General features: G+C 70.2%; 13 protein-coding genes. 6 read left to right on the top strand and 7 right to left on the bottom strand.

Annotation, left to right across the window (positions count from 1 at the left end):
* Positions 1–106 precede the first annotated feature (106 nt).
* On the top strand, positions 107–1,300 hold the full coding sequence (locus ACFWUY_RS21210; RefSeq protein WP_384110785.1) for a pyridoxal phosphate-dependent aminotransferase: 1,194 nt from the start codon (positions 107–109) through the stop codon (positions 1,298–1,300).
* 109 nt (positions 1,301–1,409) lie between these two features.
* Here ACFWUY_RS21210 and ACFWUY_RS21205 read toward each other — a convergent pair whose 3' ends face one another.
* Both ACFWUY_RS21205 and clpB read right to left on the bottom strand, forming a co-directional pair.
* Positions 1,410–1,985: a YbjN domain-containing protein gene (locus ACFWUY_RS21205; RefSeq protein ID WP_384110783.1), complete on the bottom strand. Its 576-nt coding sequence runs from the start codon at positions 1,983–1,985 to the stop codon at positions 1,410–1,412.
* 53 nt (positions 1,986–2,038) lie between these two features.
* A complete protein-coding gene (gene clpB, locus ACFWUY_RS21200; protein ID WP_384110780.1) occupies positions 2,039–4,633 on the bottom strand; it encodes an ATP-dependent chaperone ClpB in 2,595 nt (864 codons plus the stop codon).
* A gap of 123 nt (positions 4,634–4,756) precedes the next feature.
* Here clpB and ACFWUY_RS21195 point away from each other — a divergent pair, with 123 nt between their 5' ends.
* Entirely contained in the window at positions 4,757–5,161 is a 405-nt protein-coding gene (locus ACFWUY_RS21195; RefSeq protein ID WP_384110777.1) for a pyridoxamine 5'-phosphate oxidase family protein, read from the top strand.
* A gap of 167 nt (positions 5,162–5,328) precedes the next feature.
* Here the strand turns inward: ACFWUY_RS21195 and ACFWUY_RS21190 are convergent, their stop codons facing one another.
* Positions 5,329–5,649, bottom strand: a complete 321-nt coding sequence (locus ACFWUY_RS21190; RefSeq protein ID WP_384110774.1) for a (2Fe-2S)-binding protein — start codon at positions 5,647–5,649, stop codon at positions 5,329–5,331.
* Positions 5,650–6,016: 367 nt separating this feature from the next.
* Between ACFWUY_RS21190 and ACFWUY_RS21185 the strand changes: the two genes are divergently transcribed.
* Together ACFWUY_RS21185 and ACFWUY_RS21180 are read left to right on the top strand one after the other, a co-directional pair.
* On the top strand, positions 6,017–7,060 hold the full coding sequence (locus ACFWUY_RS21185; RefSeq protein WP_384110772.1) for a helix-turn-helix transcriptional regulator: 1,044 nt from the start codon (positions 6,017–6,019) through the stop codon (positions 7,058–7,060).
* Between the two features lie 5 nt (positions 7,061–7,065).
* The gene (locus ACFWUY_RS21180) at positions 7,066–7,533 is read left to right on the top strand and encodes a hypothetical protein (RefSeq protein ID WP_384110769.1); all 468 of its coding nucleotides are present in this window, start codon (positions 7,066–7,068) and stop codon (positions 7,531–7,533) included.
* A 60-nt stretch (positions 7,534–7,593) separates the two neighbouring features.
* Here the strand turns inward: ACFWUY_RS21180 and ACFWUY_RS21175 are convergent, their stop codons facing one another.
* The 4 genes from ACFWUY_RS21175 to dnaK all read right to left on the bottom strand — a co-directional run bounded on the left by ACFWUY_RS21175 (position 7,594) and on the right by dnaK (position 11,843).
* Complete coding sequence (locus ACFWUY_RS21175; RefSeq protein ID WP_384110766.1) at positions 7,594–8,058, bottom strand: heat shock protein transcriptional repressor HspR; 465 nt, start codon at positions 8,056–8,058, stop codon at positions 7,594–7,596.
* 3 nt (positions 8,059–8,061) lie between these two features.
* Positions 8,062–9,252: a molecular chaperone DnaJ gene (gene dnaJ / locus ACFWUY_RS21170; protein ID WP_384110763.1), complete on the bottom strand. Its 1,191-nt coding sequence runs from the start codon at positions 9,250–9,252 to the stop codon at positions 8,062–8,064.
* Between the two features lie 93 nt (positions 9,253–9,345).
* Positions 9,346–10,005 carry a nucleotide exchange factor GrpE gene (grpE, locus tag ACFWUY_RS21165; protein WP_384110756.1) on the bottom strand — a complete coding sequence of 220 codons (660 nt, stop codon included), beginning with the start codon at positions 10,003–10,005 and terminating at the stop codon, positions 9,346–9,348.
* Positions 10,002–11,843: a molecular chaperone DnaK gene (dnaK, locus tag ACFWUY_RS21160; protein ID WP_384110752.1), complete on the bottom strand. Its 1,842-nt coding sequence runs from the start codon at positions 11,841–11,843 to the stop codon at positions 10,002–10,004. The genes grpE and dnaK overlap by 4 nt, the downstream gene beginning before the upstream one ends.
* A gap of 291 nt (positions 11,844–12,134) precedes the next feature.
* On the opposite strand from dnaK, the gene ACFWUY_RS21155 reads away from it, so the two are divergent.
* Together ACFWUY_RS21155 and ACFWUY_RS21150 are read left to right on the top strand one after the other, a co-directional pair.
* Positions 12,135–12,623, top strand: a complete 489-nt coding sequence (locus ACFWUY_RS21155) for a sugar transferase (RefSeq protein WP_384110747.1) — start codon at positions 12,135–12,137, stop codon at positions 12,621–12,623.
* A gap of 107 nt (positions 12,624–12,730) precedes the next feature.
* Complete coding sequence (locus tag ACFWUY_RS21150) at positions 12,731–14,992, top strand: (Fe-S)-binding protein (RefSeq protein WP_384110744.1); 2,262 nt, start codon at positions 12,731–12,733, stop codon at positions 14,990–14,992.
* Positions 14,993–15,142 lie beyond the last annotated feature (150 nt).

The following is a 15,142-nucleotide window of genomic DNA, read 5'->3' as shown; positions in this document are numbered from 1 at the left end:
ATCCCGAGGACGAAGAGTGCGATGTTCATGCCAGGGCGATCCCCGCCGGGACCGCGCGTCAAAGCGCACTTGAGCAAGTCCAGAGCTTGGATCCAGGATGGCCGTCATGACACGACCGCCGCTCAACCGCCGCCTCGCCGAGTTCGGGACGACCGTCTTCGCCGAGATGTCCGCGCTCGCCGCCAGGACCGGGGCGATCAACCTCGGCCAGGGCTTCCCCGACACCGACGGCCCCGAGGAGATCCGGGAGGCCGCGGTCCGCGCCCTGCGGGACGGCCGCGGCAACCAGTACCCGCCGGGCCCCGGCGTGCCCGAGCTGCGCTCGGCGATCTCCGACCACCAGCGGGAGCGGTACGGCCTCGTGTACGACCCGGACACCGAGGTCCTCGTCACCGCGGGCGCCACCGAGGCGATCGCCGCGGCCCTGCTCGCCCTGGTCGAGCCCGGTGACGAGGTGATCGCCCTGGAGCCGTACTACGACTCGTACGCCGCCTGCGTGGCGATGGCCGGCGGGACCAGGGTCCCCGTCACCCTCCGCCCCCACGGGGGCGGCCCCGGCGGAGCCGCTGACCGGCGCTTCGTCCTCGACCTGGACGAGCTGCGGGCCGCCGTCACCGACCGGACCCGCCTCATCCTCCTCAACACCCCGCACAACCCCACCGGCACCGTCCTCACCCGGGCCGAACTGACCGCCGTAGCCGAGCTGGCGATCGAGCGGGACCTGCTCGTCGTCACCGACGAGGTCTACGAGCACCTGGTCTTCGACGGGGCGGAACACGTCCCGATCGCGACCCTCCCCGGCATGCGCGAGCGCACCGTCACCATCGGCTCCGCCGGCAAGACCTTCTCGTTCACCGGCTGGAAGGTCGGCTGGACCACCGCGAGCCCCGAGCTGACCTCCGCCGTCCGCTCGGCCAAGCAGTTCCTGACGTACATCTCCTCCGGGCCGTTCCAGTACGCGGTCGCCGAGGCGCTCCGCCTCCCGGCCGCGTACTTCGACGCCTTCCGCGACGACCTCCTGGCCAAGCGGGACCTGCTGAGCGAGGGCCTCGCGCAGGCCGGCTTCGAGGTCTACCGCCCGGCCGGCACCTATTTCGTCACCACCGACATCCGCCCGCTCGGCGCCGTCGACGGCTTCACCTTCTGCCGCTCGCTGCCGGAGCGCGCCGGGGTCGTCGCCATCCCCAACGCCGTCTTCTACGACCACCGCGAGGCCGGCGCCCCCTTCGTCCGTTTCGCCTTCTGCAAGAAGACCGAGGTCCTGGAGGAGGCGGTCTCCCGCCTCAAGCGGCTCGCCTGAGGCGCGCGCCAGCACGCGTGAACCCGGGGCACGCGTGAACCCGGACACGCGAGAGCCCGGCCTCCCCTCGGAAGGGGAGGCCGGGCTCTCGTGCGGGTGCGGGGGAGGCTCAGGCCTCCTCCTCGCCCGCCTTCTCCTCGGGGGTCGCCAGACCGAACTGCTCGACGATCCACTTGTCGAACTCGATGGAGGCGCGGACCCAGCTGACCGTGGAGGACACGAAGTGCTCCAGGGCGACGCCGGTGCCGATCAGCATCTGGGCCTCGCCGATGAGGCGGAGGGTGGCGGAGCCGTCCTCCTCCTCGTGCAGGTGCGTGTAGACCTTGGGCCACAGGGTGCGGCGGTTCCAGTCGTCGATCGCGTCGAGGATCCGCGCGCGATCGTCGGCCGAGTGCGGGCGGTCGTAGAACGTCCGCACCGAGAAGACCTGCTGCTCGGCCTCGCCGCGGAACATGAAGTACGTGCGGAATTCCTCCCACGGCGCCGCGAGGTCACCCTCGTCGTCGACGACGTACTTCAGCTCCATCTGCTCGAGGAGCTGCTTGACGAGGTCCTGGTCGGGGACGACGGGGCCCGCCGGTCCTGCGGCCTGAGGCTGGGGCTGGCCCCCGAAATTCGGAATCGAGGACGGGTCGATGCTCACCGTGTATTTCCCTTCGTACGGATGCTCGCCATCCTCCCCCATGCCGGGCGGGTTGTGGCAACCCCAGGCCGGTAGGAAGCGGCCGGGCGTGGACGTCAGCGGCCGGCCGGGCCCACGATCAGGCCGTTCTCGAAGCGGTCCACGCGGACCGTGTCGCCGTCCCTGATCTCGCCCGCGAGGATCTCCTTGGCAAGCCGGTCGCCGATCGCCGTCTGGATCAGGCGGCGCAGCGGCCGGGCGCCGTACGCGGGGTCGTTGCCCTCCTCGGCCAGCCATTCCAGGGCGTCCGGGGTGACGTCCAGGGTGAGCCGCCGCTCGGCGAGCCGCTTCGCGAGGCGGTCGATCTGGAGCCGCGCGATCCGGCCCAGCTCGGCCCGGTCGAGGGCGGAGAAGACCACCAGGTCGTCGAGCCGGTTGAGGAACTCGGGCTTGAAGCTCGCCCGGACCACGTCCATGACCTGCTGCTTCTTGACCTCCTCCGAGGTCAGGGGGTCCATCAGGTACTGGCTGCCGAGGTTCGACGTCAGGACCAGGATGGTGTTGCGGAAGTCCACCGTCCGGCCCTGTCCGTCGGTGAGCCGGCCGTCGTCGAGCACCTGGAGCAGGATGTCGAAGACCTCCGGGTGCGCCTTCTCCACCTCGTCGAGCAGGACCACGCTGTACGGGCGGCGGCGGACCGCCTCCGTGAGCTGGCCGCCCTCCTCGTAGCCGACGTAGCCGGGAGGGGCGCCGACCAGGCGGGCGACGCTGTGCTTCTCGCCGTACTCCGACATGTCGATGCGGATCATGGCCCGCTCGTCGTCGAAGAGGAAGTCGGCGAGCGCCTTCGCCAGCTCGGTCTTGCCGACGCCGGTCGGGCCGAGGAAGAGGAAGGAGCCGGTGGGCCGGTCGGGGTCGGCGATGCCGGCGCGGGTCCTGCGCACGGCGTCGGAGACGGCCCGCACGGCCTCGGACTGGCCGATCAGCCGCTTGCCGAGCTCGTCCTCCATGCGGAGCAGCTTCTGCGTCTCGCCCTCCAGGAGGCGGCCGGCGGGGATGCCGGTCCAGGCGCCGACCACGTCCGCGATGTCGTCGGGGCCGACCTCCTCCTTGACCATCGTGTCCTTGGAGGACTCCTGCTGGGCCTCGGCCTCGCTCGCCTCCTCCAGCTCCCGCTCCAGGGCCGGGATCTCCCCGTACAGCAGCTTGGAGGCGGTGTCGAAGTCGCCGTCGCGCTGGGCGCGCTCGGCGCGGCCGCGGGTCTCGTCGAGACGTTCCTTCAGCTCACCGACCCGGTTGAGGGACTGCTTCTCCTTCTCCCAGCGGGCGGTGAGGCCGCGCAGTTCCTCCTCGCGGTCGGCGAGGTCGCGCCGCAGCTTCTCCAGGCGCTGCTTGCTCGCCGCGTCCGTCTCGTTCTTCAGGGCCAGCTCCTCCATGCGGAGCCGGTCGACGGCGCGCTGGAGCTCGTCGATCTCGACGGGCGAGGAGTCGATCTCCATGCGGAGCCGGGAGGCGGCCTCGTCGACGAGGTCGATGGCCTTGTCGGGCAGGAAGCGGGAGGTGATGTACCGGTCGGAGAGGGTCGCGGCGGCCACCAGGGCGGAGTCGTTGATCTGCACCTTGTGGTGGGCCTCGTACCGGCCCTTGAGGCCGCGGAGGATCGCGACGGTGTCCTCGACCGTCGGCTCGGCGACCAGGACCTGCTGGAAGCGGCGCTCCAGGGCGGGGTCCTTCTCGATCCGCTCGCGGTACTCGTCGAGAGTGGTCGCGCCGACCATGCGGAGCTCGCCGCGGGCCAGCATGGGCTTCAGCATGTTGCCCGCGTCCATGGCGGAGTCGCCGCCGGCGCCCGCGCCGACGACCGTGTGCAGCTCGTCGATGAAGGTGATGATCTGGCCGTCGCTCGCCTTGATCTCGGAGAGGACGGTCTTCAGGCGCTCCTCGAACTCGCCGCGGTACTTCGCTCCGGCGACCATCGCGCCGAGGTCGAGCGCCACCAGCCGCTTGTTCTTCAGGGACTCGGGGACGTCGCCCTTCACGATCCGCTGGGCGAGGCCCTCGACGACGGCGGTCTTGCCGACGCCGGGCTCACCGATGAGGACCGGGTTGTTCTTGGTGCGGCGGGACAGCACCTGGACCACGCGCCGGATCTCGTGGTCGCGGCCGATGACCGGGTCCAGCTTGCCCTCGCGCGCGGCGGCGGTGAAGTCCGTGCCGAACTTCTCCAGCGCCTTGTACTGACCCTCCGGGTCGGGTGTGGTCACCCGGCGTCCTCCCCTGCTCTTCTCGAACGCGTCGAGCAGCTTCGATGCGCTCGCGCCCTGCCCGTCGAGGATCTCACCGGCCCGGCCGCCCTTGGCCGCGATCGCGATGAGGAGGTGCTCGGTGGACAGGTAGTCGTCGCCGAGCTCCTTGGCCTGCCGGTCGGCGTCGGCGATGACCGCGAGGAAGTCGCGGTTGGGCTGCGGCGGCGCGACCGTGGATCCCGTGACGCTCGGCAGGGCGGCGAGCAGCCGCTCCGCGCCGGCGCGCACGGCCGCCTGGTCGGCGTCGACGGCGGCGAGCAGATCGGTGATGTTCTCGTTGTCCTGACCTTCGAGCAGCGCCAGGAGCAGGTGCGCGGGGGTCAGGTCGGCGTGCCCCTCGGACACGGCGCGGCTGCTCGCCGCGTTGATCGCGTCCCGGCTCCGGTTGGTCAGTTCGGCGTCCACGGTCGGTGCTCCTCCTCGGGCGTCGTGGGATCCTCGGTTTCTATGACTCTTCCAAGGTACACAAAGTTGAGCCTATTCCGCTCAATGTGGGGGAGGGAGTCGTGCGCCGGGTAGTTTCCGGGCATGGCGACTGATCCGAGGAACCCCACCGACTCGTACCTCAGCTTCTGGCGCGAGTACCACATGTGCACCCTGACCACCCCCCGCCCGGACGGCACCCCGCACGTCGTGGCGGTCGGCGTCACGTACGACCCCGCCGGCGGGTACGCGCGGGTCATCACCAACAAGCACAGCCGGAAGGTCGCCAACGTCCTGGCGGCGGGCGCGGACGGCGCACGGGTCGCGGTCTGCCAGGTCGACAAGGGGCGCTGGGCGACCCTGGAGGGCGTCGCCCGCATCCGTACGGAGGAGGAGGTCGTCGCGGACGCCGTGGCCCGCTACGCGGAGCGCTACGGGCGTACGCCGTCGCCGAACCCGGACCGGGTCGTCATCGAGATCGCCCTCACCCGGGCGATGGGCCGCGCCTGACCCGCACGCGCGGGCGCCCGGACACCCCGCGTACGGGAACGTCCGGGCGGGGACGTCCGGGCAGGAACGTCCGGGCGCAGCACAGCGGCGCCATCGCGTTTCAGGTCCGCGATGGCGCCGCTGTGTGGGGGAAGTACCTGAGCGATCTACAACGACGGGGGAACCGCTCAGGCACTGCGGGGGGTGGCGGTGATGGTCTCGGGTTCGATCAGCTGGTGGTCCCGCTGGTCGAGGTTGACGAAGATCATGCCGTACCGGATGGCACAGCGGATGGGCTGTGGAGCGCCGCGCGGGCGACGGAGGCAGCGGTAGGCGCGGACGTCCTCGTCCTGCTCCCGTGCCACGACGACCGGCTCTCCGAAGAGGGTGACCTTCAGCGAGTCGCCACGGTGGGGGATGGCCGTGGCGAGATCGACGAAGTGCCATCCGGAGCGGTAGGCCGAAGCCATCTCCCGGCGGAACCTGGGGTCGTCCGGCGGCACGGTCACACGCCCGCGCCCCTGGGAGGGATCTCCCAGGACGGCTCGTAGGGAGCCGCGAGCACGCTGTCCGCGGGGGAGCTCTCCCACGAGGGCTCGCTCGGACCCGCCACCACGGAGTGCGCCGGAGCGCTCTCCCACGAGGGCTCGCCCGGACCCGCCACGGAGTGCGCCGGGGTGCTCTCCCACGAGGGCTCGCCTACGGCGAGTGCGCCGAGAGCAGCCGCCGCAACGGCTATGGCGCTAAGTGCACGAACCATCCTGGTCATGACCGATCTCCACCTCTTTTGATCACTACCTCCCCCCCGCGAATAAGACGATGGCTCACGCACGCCCCCTTTCACCAGCCACGCCGGGCATCATGTTCCTGTAATTCATGACCCTGAGGGGGGTGCAAATGAGGCGAGAAGGCGACGAGACCGGTCATAAGCACAGTCACGGTGAACTATGCGACGTGGGCAAGGAGCTCTATGCGAACGCCCTCCGCAACGGACGCGTAGCCCGCTCCGACACCGAAGCCGCCCCCTGCCTGAGGGAACTCTCCCTCCTGCACCCGGACCCGGACGACAGCCAGTGGCTGCGCCCCGTGCCGCCTTCGATCGCCCTCAGCCAGCTCGTGCACCCCATCGAGCAGGAGATACAGGCCCGCAGGCAGCACGCCATCGCGCTCGCGGACACGTTCGAGCCGTTCATGGCCCTTCACACACAGGACCCCTCCGGCTCCCAGGCCATCACCGTCCTCGAAGGCCTCAGCGTCATCAACGCCGCGCTCGACCGCGCCATCAACGAGTGCACCGAGGAGCTCCTCACCATCCAGCCCGGCAGCGGCCGCCGCCCCGAGACCCTCGAAGCCGCCCTGCGCCGCATGGAACCGCTGCTCGACCGCGGGGTCCGGATGCGCACGCTCTACCAGCACACCGCCCGGCACCACCCCGCCACCCTCGCCTACGTCGAACGGGTCGCCCCCTACGGACTCGACCTGCGCACCCTCGAGGAGATCGTCGACCGGCTGATCATCGTCGACCGCAAGGTCGCCTTCGTGCCCGCGCGCAGCGACCGCCAGGTCGCCCTCGAACTGCGCCACGAGGGCCTCGTCCAGTACCTCGTCGGCGTCTTCGACCAGTTCTGGCTGCACGGCGTGCCCTGGGAGGAGGAGATCCCGTACAGACCCTCCGTGGACGGCATAGGCGGCGTCCAGCACTCCATCGCCAAACTCCTCGTCGAGGGCCACGTCGACGAGGCCATCGCCCGCCGCCTCGGCATGAACGTGCGCACCTGCCGCGCCCACATCGCCAAGCTCGCCGCCACCCTCGGCAGCGGCAGCCGGGCCCAGCTCGGCTACCTCATCGCCCGGTCCGGCATCCTCGACGGGGACACCCTGCCGGCGACGCACCCGGCCGGAACCGAACGGGACGACTGACCGCCGTGTACGTACAGATCGACCTCGACGGCCCTGCCGGGACCCTCCGGGTCTCCGGGCACGGGCTGCCCGCCGTGGAGCTCGTACGGGCCCCCGGGACCCGCCCCGACGCCCACACCCCCATCGGGACCCGCAGGGCCGCGCTGCTCGCGCTCACCGTGGACGGGGAGCCCGCCCGTGTCAGGCCCGCCCGCGGGCGCCTCCTGCGGCGCTCCTACCGGGTCGGCGTACGGACCGGCGGGGCCCGCTACCGGCTGATCCCCTGCGGGTACGCCGAGAGCCGGTTCACCCGGAACGGGCGACGGATCGGCACCCTGCTCTCCTCCGGCGACGGCCGGGTCGTCGACACCTGGGAGCCCGGCGCGACCCCCCTGGACATCGCCCTCGGCACCGCCCTGGCCGCGGCCTTCGGTACGGGCGCCGCGCCCTGGTGGGAGACGGTCGGCGACATCGTCTCCGAACTGGTCCCCTGAGCCCGTACGCGTGAGGCCCCCTCCACGGTGGTGGAGGGGGCCTCACGCACGTCACACGGACTACTCGCCCCGCTTGGGGGGACGCCACACCACCAGGGCGCTCGCCTGCTGCACGTCCTGGTACGGCACCAGGTCGCGCCGGTACGAGGCGTGCACCTGGGCCTCGCGCTGCCGCATCGCCGCCGCCGCGCCGTCGACCGCGGCCGACAGCTCCGCGATCCGGTTCTGCAGCGCCGCGACCTGGTTCTCCAGCTCGATGATGCGCTTGATCCCGGCCAGGTTGATGCCCTCGTCCTGCGACAGCTGCTGCACCTGGCGGAGCAGCTCGATGTCACGGGCCGAGTAGCGGCGGCCCCGGCCGGCCGTGCGGTCGGGGGAGACCAGACCGAGACGGTCGTACTGCCGCAGGGTCTGCGGGTGCAGGCCCGAGAGCTGGGCCGCCACCGAGATGACGTACACCGGCGACTCGTCGGTCAGCTCGTACGCCCTGCTGCTAAATCCTGGCTGTCGTCGGCGCCCGTCCACGGGTCACGCTCCCTTCGCGGCCTGGAACAGCTCCGCCCGGGGGTCCTCGGAGGCGGTCGCCTCGCGGTAGGTCTCCAGGGCCTCACGTGCCTTGTCGTCCAGCTCCTTCGGCACCGCGACCTCGACCGTCACGAGGAGGTCGCCGCGGGTGCCGTCCTTGCGGACCGCGCCCTTGCCCCGAGCGCGCATGGTCCGGCCGTTCGGGGTGCCCGCGGGCAGCTTGAGGGTGACCGGGGGGCCGCCGAGGGTCGGCACCTTGATCTCGCCGCCGAGCGCCGCCTCCGTGAAGGAGACCGGCACCGTGACGGTGAGGTTGTCGTCCTTGCGGCCGAAGACCGGGTGCGCGTCGACGTGCACGACGACGTACAGGTCGCCGTTCTGCCCGCCGCGCTCGCCCGGCGCTCCCTTGCCGCGGAGCCGGATCTTCTGGTTGTCGCTCACGCCCGCCGGAATGCGGACCTGCATGGTCCGGGAGGACTTGGCCCGGCCGCTGCCCTTGCAGACCTCGCAGGGGTTCTCCGCGATCAGGCCGCGGCCCTTGCAGTCCACGCACGGGTCGGTGAGCGAGAAGCCGCCGCCACTGCCGCGCGAGACCTGCCCGGTGCCGACGCAGGTCGGGCACACGCGGGGCGTGCCGTTCTTGTCGCCGGTGCCCGAACACGCCGTGCAGGGCTGCTGGCTCGACATCCGCAGCGGTACGGTCGCGCCCTCGATGGCCTCGGTGAAGCTGAGCGTCACCTCGGACTCGACGTCCTGGCCGCGCCGCGGCTGGGTACGGGCTCCCGCACCCGCGCCGCGGTTGAACAGGCCGCCGAAGACGTCCCCGATCCCACCGCCGCCGAAGCCGCCGGCTCCGGCATGGCCGCCCTGGGCGCCGCCGAAGAGGTCGCCCAGGTCGAAGTTGAACGAGCCGCCGCCCGGACCGCCGGCCCGGCCCCCGTTGAAGAGGGCGCCGTTCCCGAAGAGGGCGCGGGCCTCGTCGTACTCCTTGCGCTTCTTGGGGTCCCCGAGGATGTCGTTGGCCTCGGAGATCTCCTTGAACCGCGACTCGGCCTTGGCGTCGCCCTTGTTGGCGTCCGGGTGGTTCTCGCGGGCGAGCTTCCGGTACGCCTTCTTGATCTCGGCCTCGGTGGCGTCCTTGGGGACGCCGAGAACCTTGTAGTAGTCCTTCTCGACGAAGTCCTTCGTGCTCATCGACGTCCCTCCTTCCGGACTGCTCCGGTGTTCGTCACTGCTCCGGTGACCGCCGGCGCTCCGGCGGTCACCCACGCTCCGGCGGCCGACGCGTCACCCCTCGTCGGGGGCACCGCTCTCCTCGTCGGCCGACGAGCCGTCCTCCTTGGCCGGAGCCGCGCCCGGCTGGGGCTCGGCGACGGCCACGCGGGCGGGCCTGATGGTCCGCTCGCCGATCCGATACCCCGGCTGCAGGATCGCCACGCAGGTCGTCTCGGTGACGTCCGGCGCGTACGAGTGCATCAGGGCCTCGTGGATCGTCGGGTCGAAGGGCTCGCCCTCCTTGCCGAACTGCTGGAGTCCCAGCTTGGCGACGACCGTCTCCAGCGATTCGGCCACCGACTTGAACCCGCCCACGAGCTCGCCGTGGTCCCGGGCCCTGCCGACGTCGTCGAGCACGGGGAGGAGCTCGGACAGGAGGCTCGCGACGGCGATCTCCTTGACCGTGACCCGGTCCCGCTCCACGCGGCGGCGGTAGTTCTGGTACTCGGCCTGGAGCCGCTGGAGGTCCGCGGTGCGCTCGTCGAGCGCCGAACGGACCTGGTCCAGCTGGGCGGTGAGGCCCGCGGTACCGGCCGACTTCTGGCTGCTTGCGTCCCCGGCCGGGGCCGTCGTGTCCTCCTGGGAGGACTCGGCGGCCTCGGCGGCGTCGTCAGGGGTGGCGCCGGAGGGGACGTCGGGCTCCTCCTCGAAGCCCGGGGTCTCCTCGGTCACGCCTGACCACCCTTCTTGGGCTCGTCGTCGATGATCTCGGCGTCGACGACGTCGTCGTCCTGCGCCTGGGCCTGGCCGGCGTCGCCGCCCGCGGCCTGCGCGGCCTGGGCGTCGGCGTACAGCGCCTGGCCGAGCTTCTGGGAGACGGCCGCGACCTTCTCGGTGGCGGTGCGGATCTCCGCGGTGTCCTCGCCCTTGAGCTTCTCCTTCAGCTCGGCGAGCGCCGCCTCGACCTCGGTCTTGACGTCACCGGGGACCTTGTCCTCGTTGTCCTTGAGGAACTTCTCCGTCTGGTAGACGAGCTGCTCGCCCTGGTTGCGGGACTCGGCGGCCTCGCGGCGACGGTGGTCCTCGTCCGCGTACTGCTCGGCCTCCTGGCGCATCCGGTCGACCTCGTCCTTCGGCAGCGAGGAGCCGCCGGTGACGGTCATCTTCTGCTCCTTGCCCGTGCCCAGGTCCTTCGCGGTCACGTGCATGATGCCGTTGGCGTCGATGTCGAAGGCGACCTCGATCTGCGGGACGCCACGCGGGGCCGGCGGCAGACCGGTCAGCTCGAACATGCCGAGCTTCTTGTTGTACGCCGCGATCTCGCGCTCGCCCTGGTAGACCTGGATCTGCACGGACGGCTGGTTGTCCTCGGCCGTCGTGAAGATCTCGGACCGCTTGGTCGGGATCGTGGTGTTGCGCTCGATGAGCTTGGTCATGATCCCTCCCTTGGTCTCGATGCCGAGGGACAGCGGGGTCACGTCGAGGAGCAGGACGTCCTTGACCTCACCCTTGAGGACACCGGCCTGGAGCGCGGCGCCGATGGCGACGACCTCGTCCGGGTTGACGCCCTTGTTGGCGTCCTGACCGCCGGTCAGCTCCTTGACGAGCTCGGCGACGGCCGGCATGCGGGTCGAACCACCGACGAGGACGACGTGGTCGATCTCGGAGAGGTTGATGCCCGCGTCCTTGATGACGTTGTGGAACGGCACCTTGCAGCGGTCGAGCAGGTCCGAGGTCAGCTGCTGGAACTGGGCGCGCGTGAGCTTCTCGTCCAGGTGCAGCGGGCCCTCGGCGGAAGCCGTGATGTAGGGCAGGTTGATCGACGTCTCGGTCGAGGACGACAGCTCGATCTTCGCCTTCTCCGCGGCCTCGCGGAGACGCTGGAGAGCCATCTTGTCCTTGGCCAGGTCGACGCCGTGACCGTTCTGGAACTGCGTCACCAGGTAGTCGACGACGCGCTGGTCCCAGTCGTCACCACCGAGGTGGTTGTCACCGTTGGTGGCCTTCACCTCGACGACGCCGTCGCCGATCTCCAGGAGGGACACGTCGAAGGTGCCGCCACCGAGGTCGAAGACGAGGATCGTCTGGTCGTCCTTGTCGAGGCCGTACGCCAGGGCGGCGGCGGTCGGCTCGTTGACGATGCGCAGGACGTTGAGGCCCGCGATCTCACCGGCCTCCTTGGTGGCCTGACGCTCGGAGTCGTTGAAGTACGCCGGGACGGTGATGACCGCGTCGACGACCTTCTCACCCAGGTACGCCTCGGCGTCGCGCTTCAGCTTCTGCAGGATGAAGGCGCTCATCTGCTGCGGGTTGAAGTTCTTGCCGTCGATCTCGATCTTCCAGTCGGTGCCCATGTGGCGCTTGACCGACCGGATGGTCCTGTCGACGTTGGTGACGGCCTGACGCTTGGCCACCTCGCCGACGAGCACCTCGCCGTTCTTCGCGAAAGCGACGACGGACGGCGTGGTCCTGGCGCCCTCGGCGTTGGTGATGACGGTGGGCTCGCCGCCTTCCAGAACGCTGACGACGGAGTTAGTCGTGCCCAGGTCGATGCCGACCGCACGTGCCATTTCGATTCCTCCAGCTGACGTACTTGAGTGGAACTGACTCAAGGATGCACGACACCCCTCGACGAGTCAACAGACCTGAGCGCCATCGACTCAACTCTTCATCCGGCAGCCCGCTCATGACGGGCGCACGCGCGCGTCGGTCCCGAACCGGGCGGGGTGCGGCGTGAGAGAGTCCGGATGCCCCACGGCGGGCAAAGCAGGCATATCCCACGAATATCCCATGATTCTCATGCGTGCGGCCCTCACCGCGGGCCGCGCGACTCTCGCTCGACGCTCGGAAGGGTGTGGGGAATGACGGCCAAGCGCACGTTCGACGTCCTGGGCGGCCTCGCCCTCCTGGTGGCGCTCTCCCCGCTGCTCGCCGCCGTCGCCCTCTCCGTCGCCCTCGGCTCGGCGCCCCCCGGGCGTGGCGTCCTGCGCCGCCGCACGGTGGCCGGCCTCGACGGGCGGCCCTTCACGATGCTGACCTTCCGCACCAGGAGCCCGCTGGCCGCGCTGCCCCTGCTGCTGCACGTCGTCGGCGGCCGGATGTCACTGGTCGGACCGTGCCCACTGGCCCCGTCGCACCGCGAGTGCGCGGGCGAGGGGCGCCGCCGGCTCTCCGTACGGCCGGGACTCACCGGCCCCTGGCAGATCAGCGGACGCTCCGACCTGCCGTGGGAGGAGCGCGAGCTGCTCGACCTCCACTATGTGGACCACCACTGGCTGGGCATGGATCTGAGGATCCTGGCGCGTACCCTTCCAGCTGTACGCAGACGTCGCTCGGCAAGGTTTGCCTGAGCGACACATATCACCGCGAGAGCCGCTACAGCGCGGCGCCGCGACCGGGTAATCTCAGCAGGAACTCAATAAGTTACCGCTTAGTAGGCCCGCCCGAGGAGCCCTTCATGCAACTCGCCGCGATCATCGTGTCGATCGTCATCACGGTGGTGGCCGTCGCGCTGTTCGGCCGCGCCACCGTGCAGATCTACCGCTTCGTGCGGCTCGGTCAGCCGGTACCCGCCGGCACCCGCACCGGTGACCCCAAGCAGCGCACCATCACCCTGGTCAAGGAGTTCCTCGGCCATACACGGATGAACCGCTGGGGCATCGTCGGCTTCGCGCACTGGTTCGTCGCGGTGGGCTTCTTCTCGCTGCTCCTGACGATCGTCAACGCCTTCGGCCAGCTCTTCCAGGCCGACTGGCTGATCCCGATCATCGGCGACTGGCTGCCGTACGAGATCTTCACCGAGTTCCTCGGCCTGATGACCGTCCTCGGCATCGTCACCCTCATCGTGATCCGGCAGCTCAGCAAGCCGACCAGGGCGGGCCGCAAGTCCCGCTTCGCCGGCTCCAAGACGGGCCAGGCCTACTTCGTCGAAGCGGTCATCCTGATCGTCGGCCTCTGCATCATGACGCTGCGCGCCCTCGAAGGCGTCCAGCACCACGTGACGAGCTGGGAACCCGGCTTCTTCGCCTCGTACCCGCTGATCGCGCTGCTCGACGGCCTGAGCCTGAGCACGATCCAGTACCTCACCTACTTCTTCGCGGCGCTCAAGATCGTCACGTCCTTCACCTGGATGATCACGGTCTCGCTCAACACCAACATGGGTGTCGCCTGGCACCGCTTCCTCGGCTTCCCGAACATCTGGTTCAAGCGCAACGCCGACGGCTCCACCGCCCTCGGCGCGCTCCAGCCGATGAGCACCGGCGGCAAGGAGATCGACTGGGAGGACCCGGCCGAGGACGCCGTCTTCGGCGTCTCCCAGGTCGAGCAGTTCTCCTGGAAGGGCATCCTCGACTTCTCCACCTGCACCGAGTGCGGCCGCTGCCAGTCGCAGTGCCCCGCCTGGAACACCGGCAAGCCCCTCTCCCCCAAGCTCCTGATCATGTCGCTGCGCGACCACGCGCACGCCAAGGCGCCGTACCTGCTCGCGGGCGGCGGCAAGGACATGGAGGGCAACGAGAAGGCCACCGAGGAGCAGCTCAAGGACGTCCCCGCCTCCGCGATCGCCGAGGCCGAGCGTCCCCTGATCGGCACCGCCGAGGAGAACGGCGTCATCGACCCGGACGTCCTGTGGTCCTGCACCACCTGCGGCGCCTGCGTCGAGCAGTGCCCGGTCGACATCGAGCACATCGACCACATCGTCGACATGCGCCGCTACCAGGTGATGATCGAGTCCGCGTTCCCGTCCGAGGCGGGCACGATGCTCAAGAACCTGGAGAAGAAGGGCAACCCCTGGGGCCTGGCGAAGAAGCAGCGCGTCGAGTGGACCAAGGAGGTCGACTTCGAGGTCCCGATCATCGGCAAGGACGCCGAAGACCTCTCCGAGTTCGACTACCTGTACTGGGTCGGCTGCGCCGGCGCCCTGGAGGACCGGGCCAAGAAGACCACCAAGGCCTTCGCGGAACTCCTGCACATGGCGGGCGTCAAGTTCGCGATCATGGGCGGCGACGAGAAGTGCACCGGTGACTCCCCGCGCCGCCTGGGCAACGAGCCGCTGTTCCAGCAGCTCGCCGCCGAGAACGTCGCCATGCTGAACATGGCCTTCGGCGAGGACGACGAGGACCCGGAGACGAAGAAGCCGAAGTCGGCGAAGCGGATCGTCTCCACCTGCCCGCACTGCTTCAACACCATCGCCAACGAGTACCCGCAGCTCGGCGGCGAGTACGAGGTCATCCACCACACCCAGCTGCTCCAGCACCTCATCGACGAGGGCAAGCTGGTCCCGGTGACCCCGGTCGACGGCCTCATCACCTACCACGACCCCTGCTACCTGGGCCGGCACAACAAGGTCTACACGCCGCCGCGCGAGATCATGTCCGCCGTCCCCGGCCTGCGCCAGCAGGAGATGCACCGCCACAAGGAGCGCGGCTTCTGCTGCGGCGCCGGTGGTGCCCGGATGTGGATGGAGGAGCGGATCGGCAAGCGCATCAACAACGAGCGCGTCGACGAGGCCCTGTCCCTCAACCCGGACATCGTCTCCACCGCCTGCCCGTTCTGCCTCGTCATGCTCACGGACTCCGTGAACGGCAAGAAGAACGACGGCAAGGCCAAGGAGTCCGTCCAGGTCGTGGACGTGGCCCAGCTGCTCCTCGAATCGGTGAAGACCCCGGCCGAGCCGGAGCCCGAGTCGGAGTCCTCCGAGGAGCCGGAACCGGCCGTCTGAGCCTGATCCGTCCCTGATCCGTCGGAGAAGGGGCGCCCCCCCCAGCGCCCGGGGGGGCCGGCCCCCCGGACCGGGGGCGCCCAGGGGGGGGGACAGCGCAGTGGCAAAGAGCGGGCCCCGGGGCGGACGCACCGCGGGAGCCGGGAAGGT

Origin of the sequence: Streptomyces sp. NPDC058664, from assembly GCF_042716635.1 — a bacterium.
Taxonomy (GTDB): domain Bacteria; phylum Actinomycetota; class Actinomycetes; order Streptomycetales; family Streptomycetaceae; genus Streptomyces.
Note: the sequence above shows the minus strand (reverse complement) of the source record. Positions and strands in the feature narration are given on the sequence as shown.

What these genes read in the sequence shown, in the direction of transcription:
- dnaJ (WP_384110763.1), bottom strand. Translation starts at nt 9,252, where the DNA reads ATGAGCACGAAGGACTTCGTCGAGAAGGACTACTACAAGGTTCTCGGC.
- ACFWUY_RS21185 (WP_384110772.1), top strand. Translation starts at nt 6,017, where the DNA reads ATGACCCTGAGGGGGGTGCAAATGAGGCGAGAAGGCGACGAGACCGGT.
- ACFWUY_RS21210 (WP_384110785.1), top strand. Translation starts at nt 107, where the DNA reads ATGACACGACCGCCGCTCAACCGCCGCCTCGCCGAGTTCGGGACGACC.
- ACFWUY_RS21155 (WP_384110747.1), top strand. Translation starts at nt 12,135, where the DNA reads ATGACGGCCAAGCGCACGTTCGACGTCCTGGGCGGCCTCGCCCTCCTG.
- dnaK (WP_384110752.1), bottom strand. Translation starts at nt 11,843, where the DNA reads ATGGCACGTGCGGTCGGCATCGACCTGGGCACGACTAACTCCGTCGTC.
- ACFWUY_RS21205 (WP_384110783.1), bottom strand. Translation starts at nt 1,985, where the DNA reads ATGGGGGAGGATGGCGAGCATCCGTACGAAGGGAAATACACGGTGAGC.
- ACFWUY_RS21150 (WP_384110744.1), top strand. Translation starts at nt 12,731, where the DNA reads ATGCAACTCGCCGCGATCATCGTGTCGATCGTCATCACGGTGGTGGCC.
- ACFWUY_RS21195 (WP_384110777.1), top strand. Translation starts at nt 4,757, where the DNA reads ATGGCGACTGATCCGAGGAACCCCACCGACTCGTACCTCAGCTTCTGG.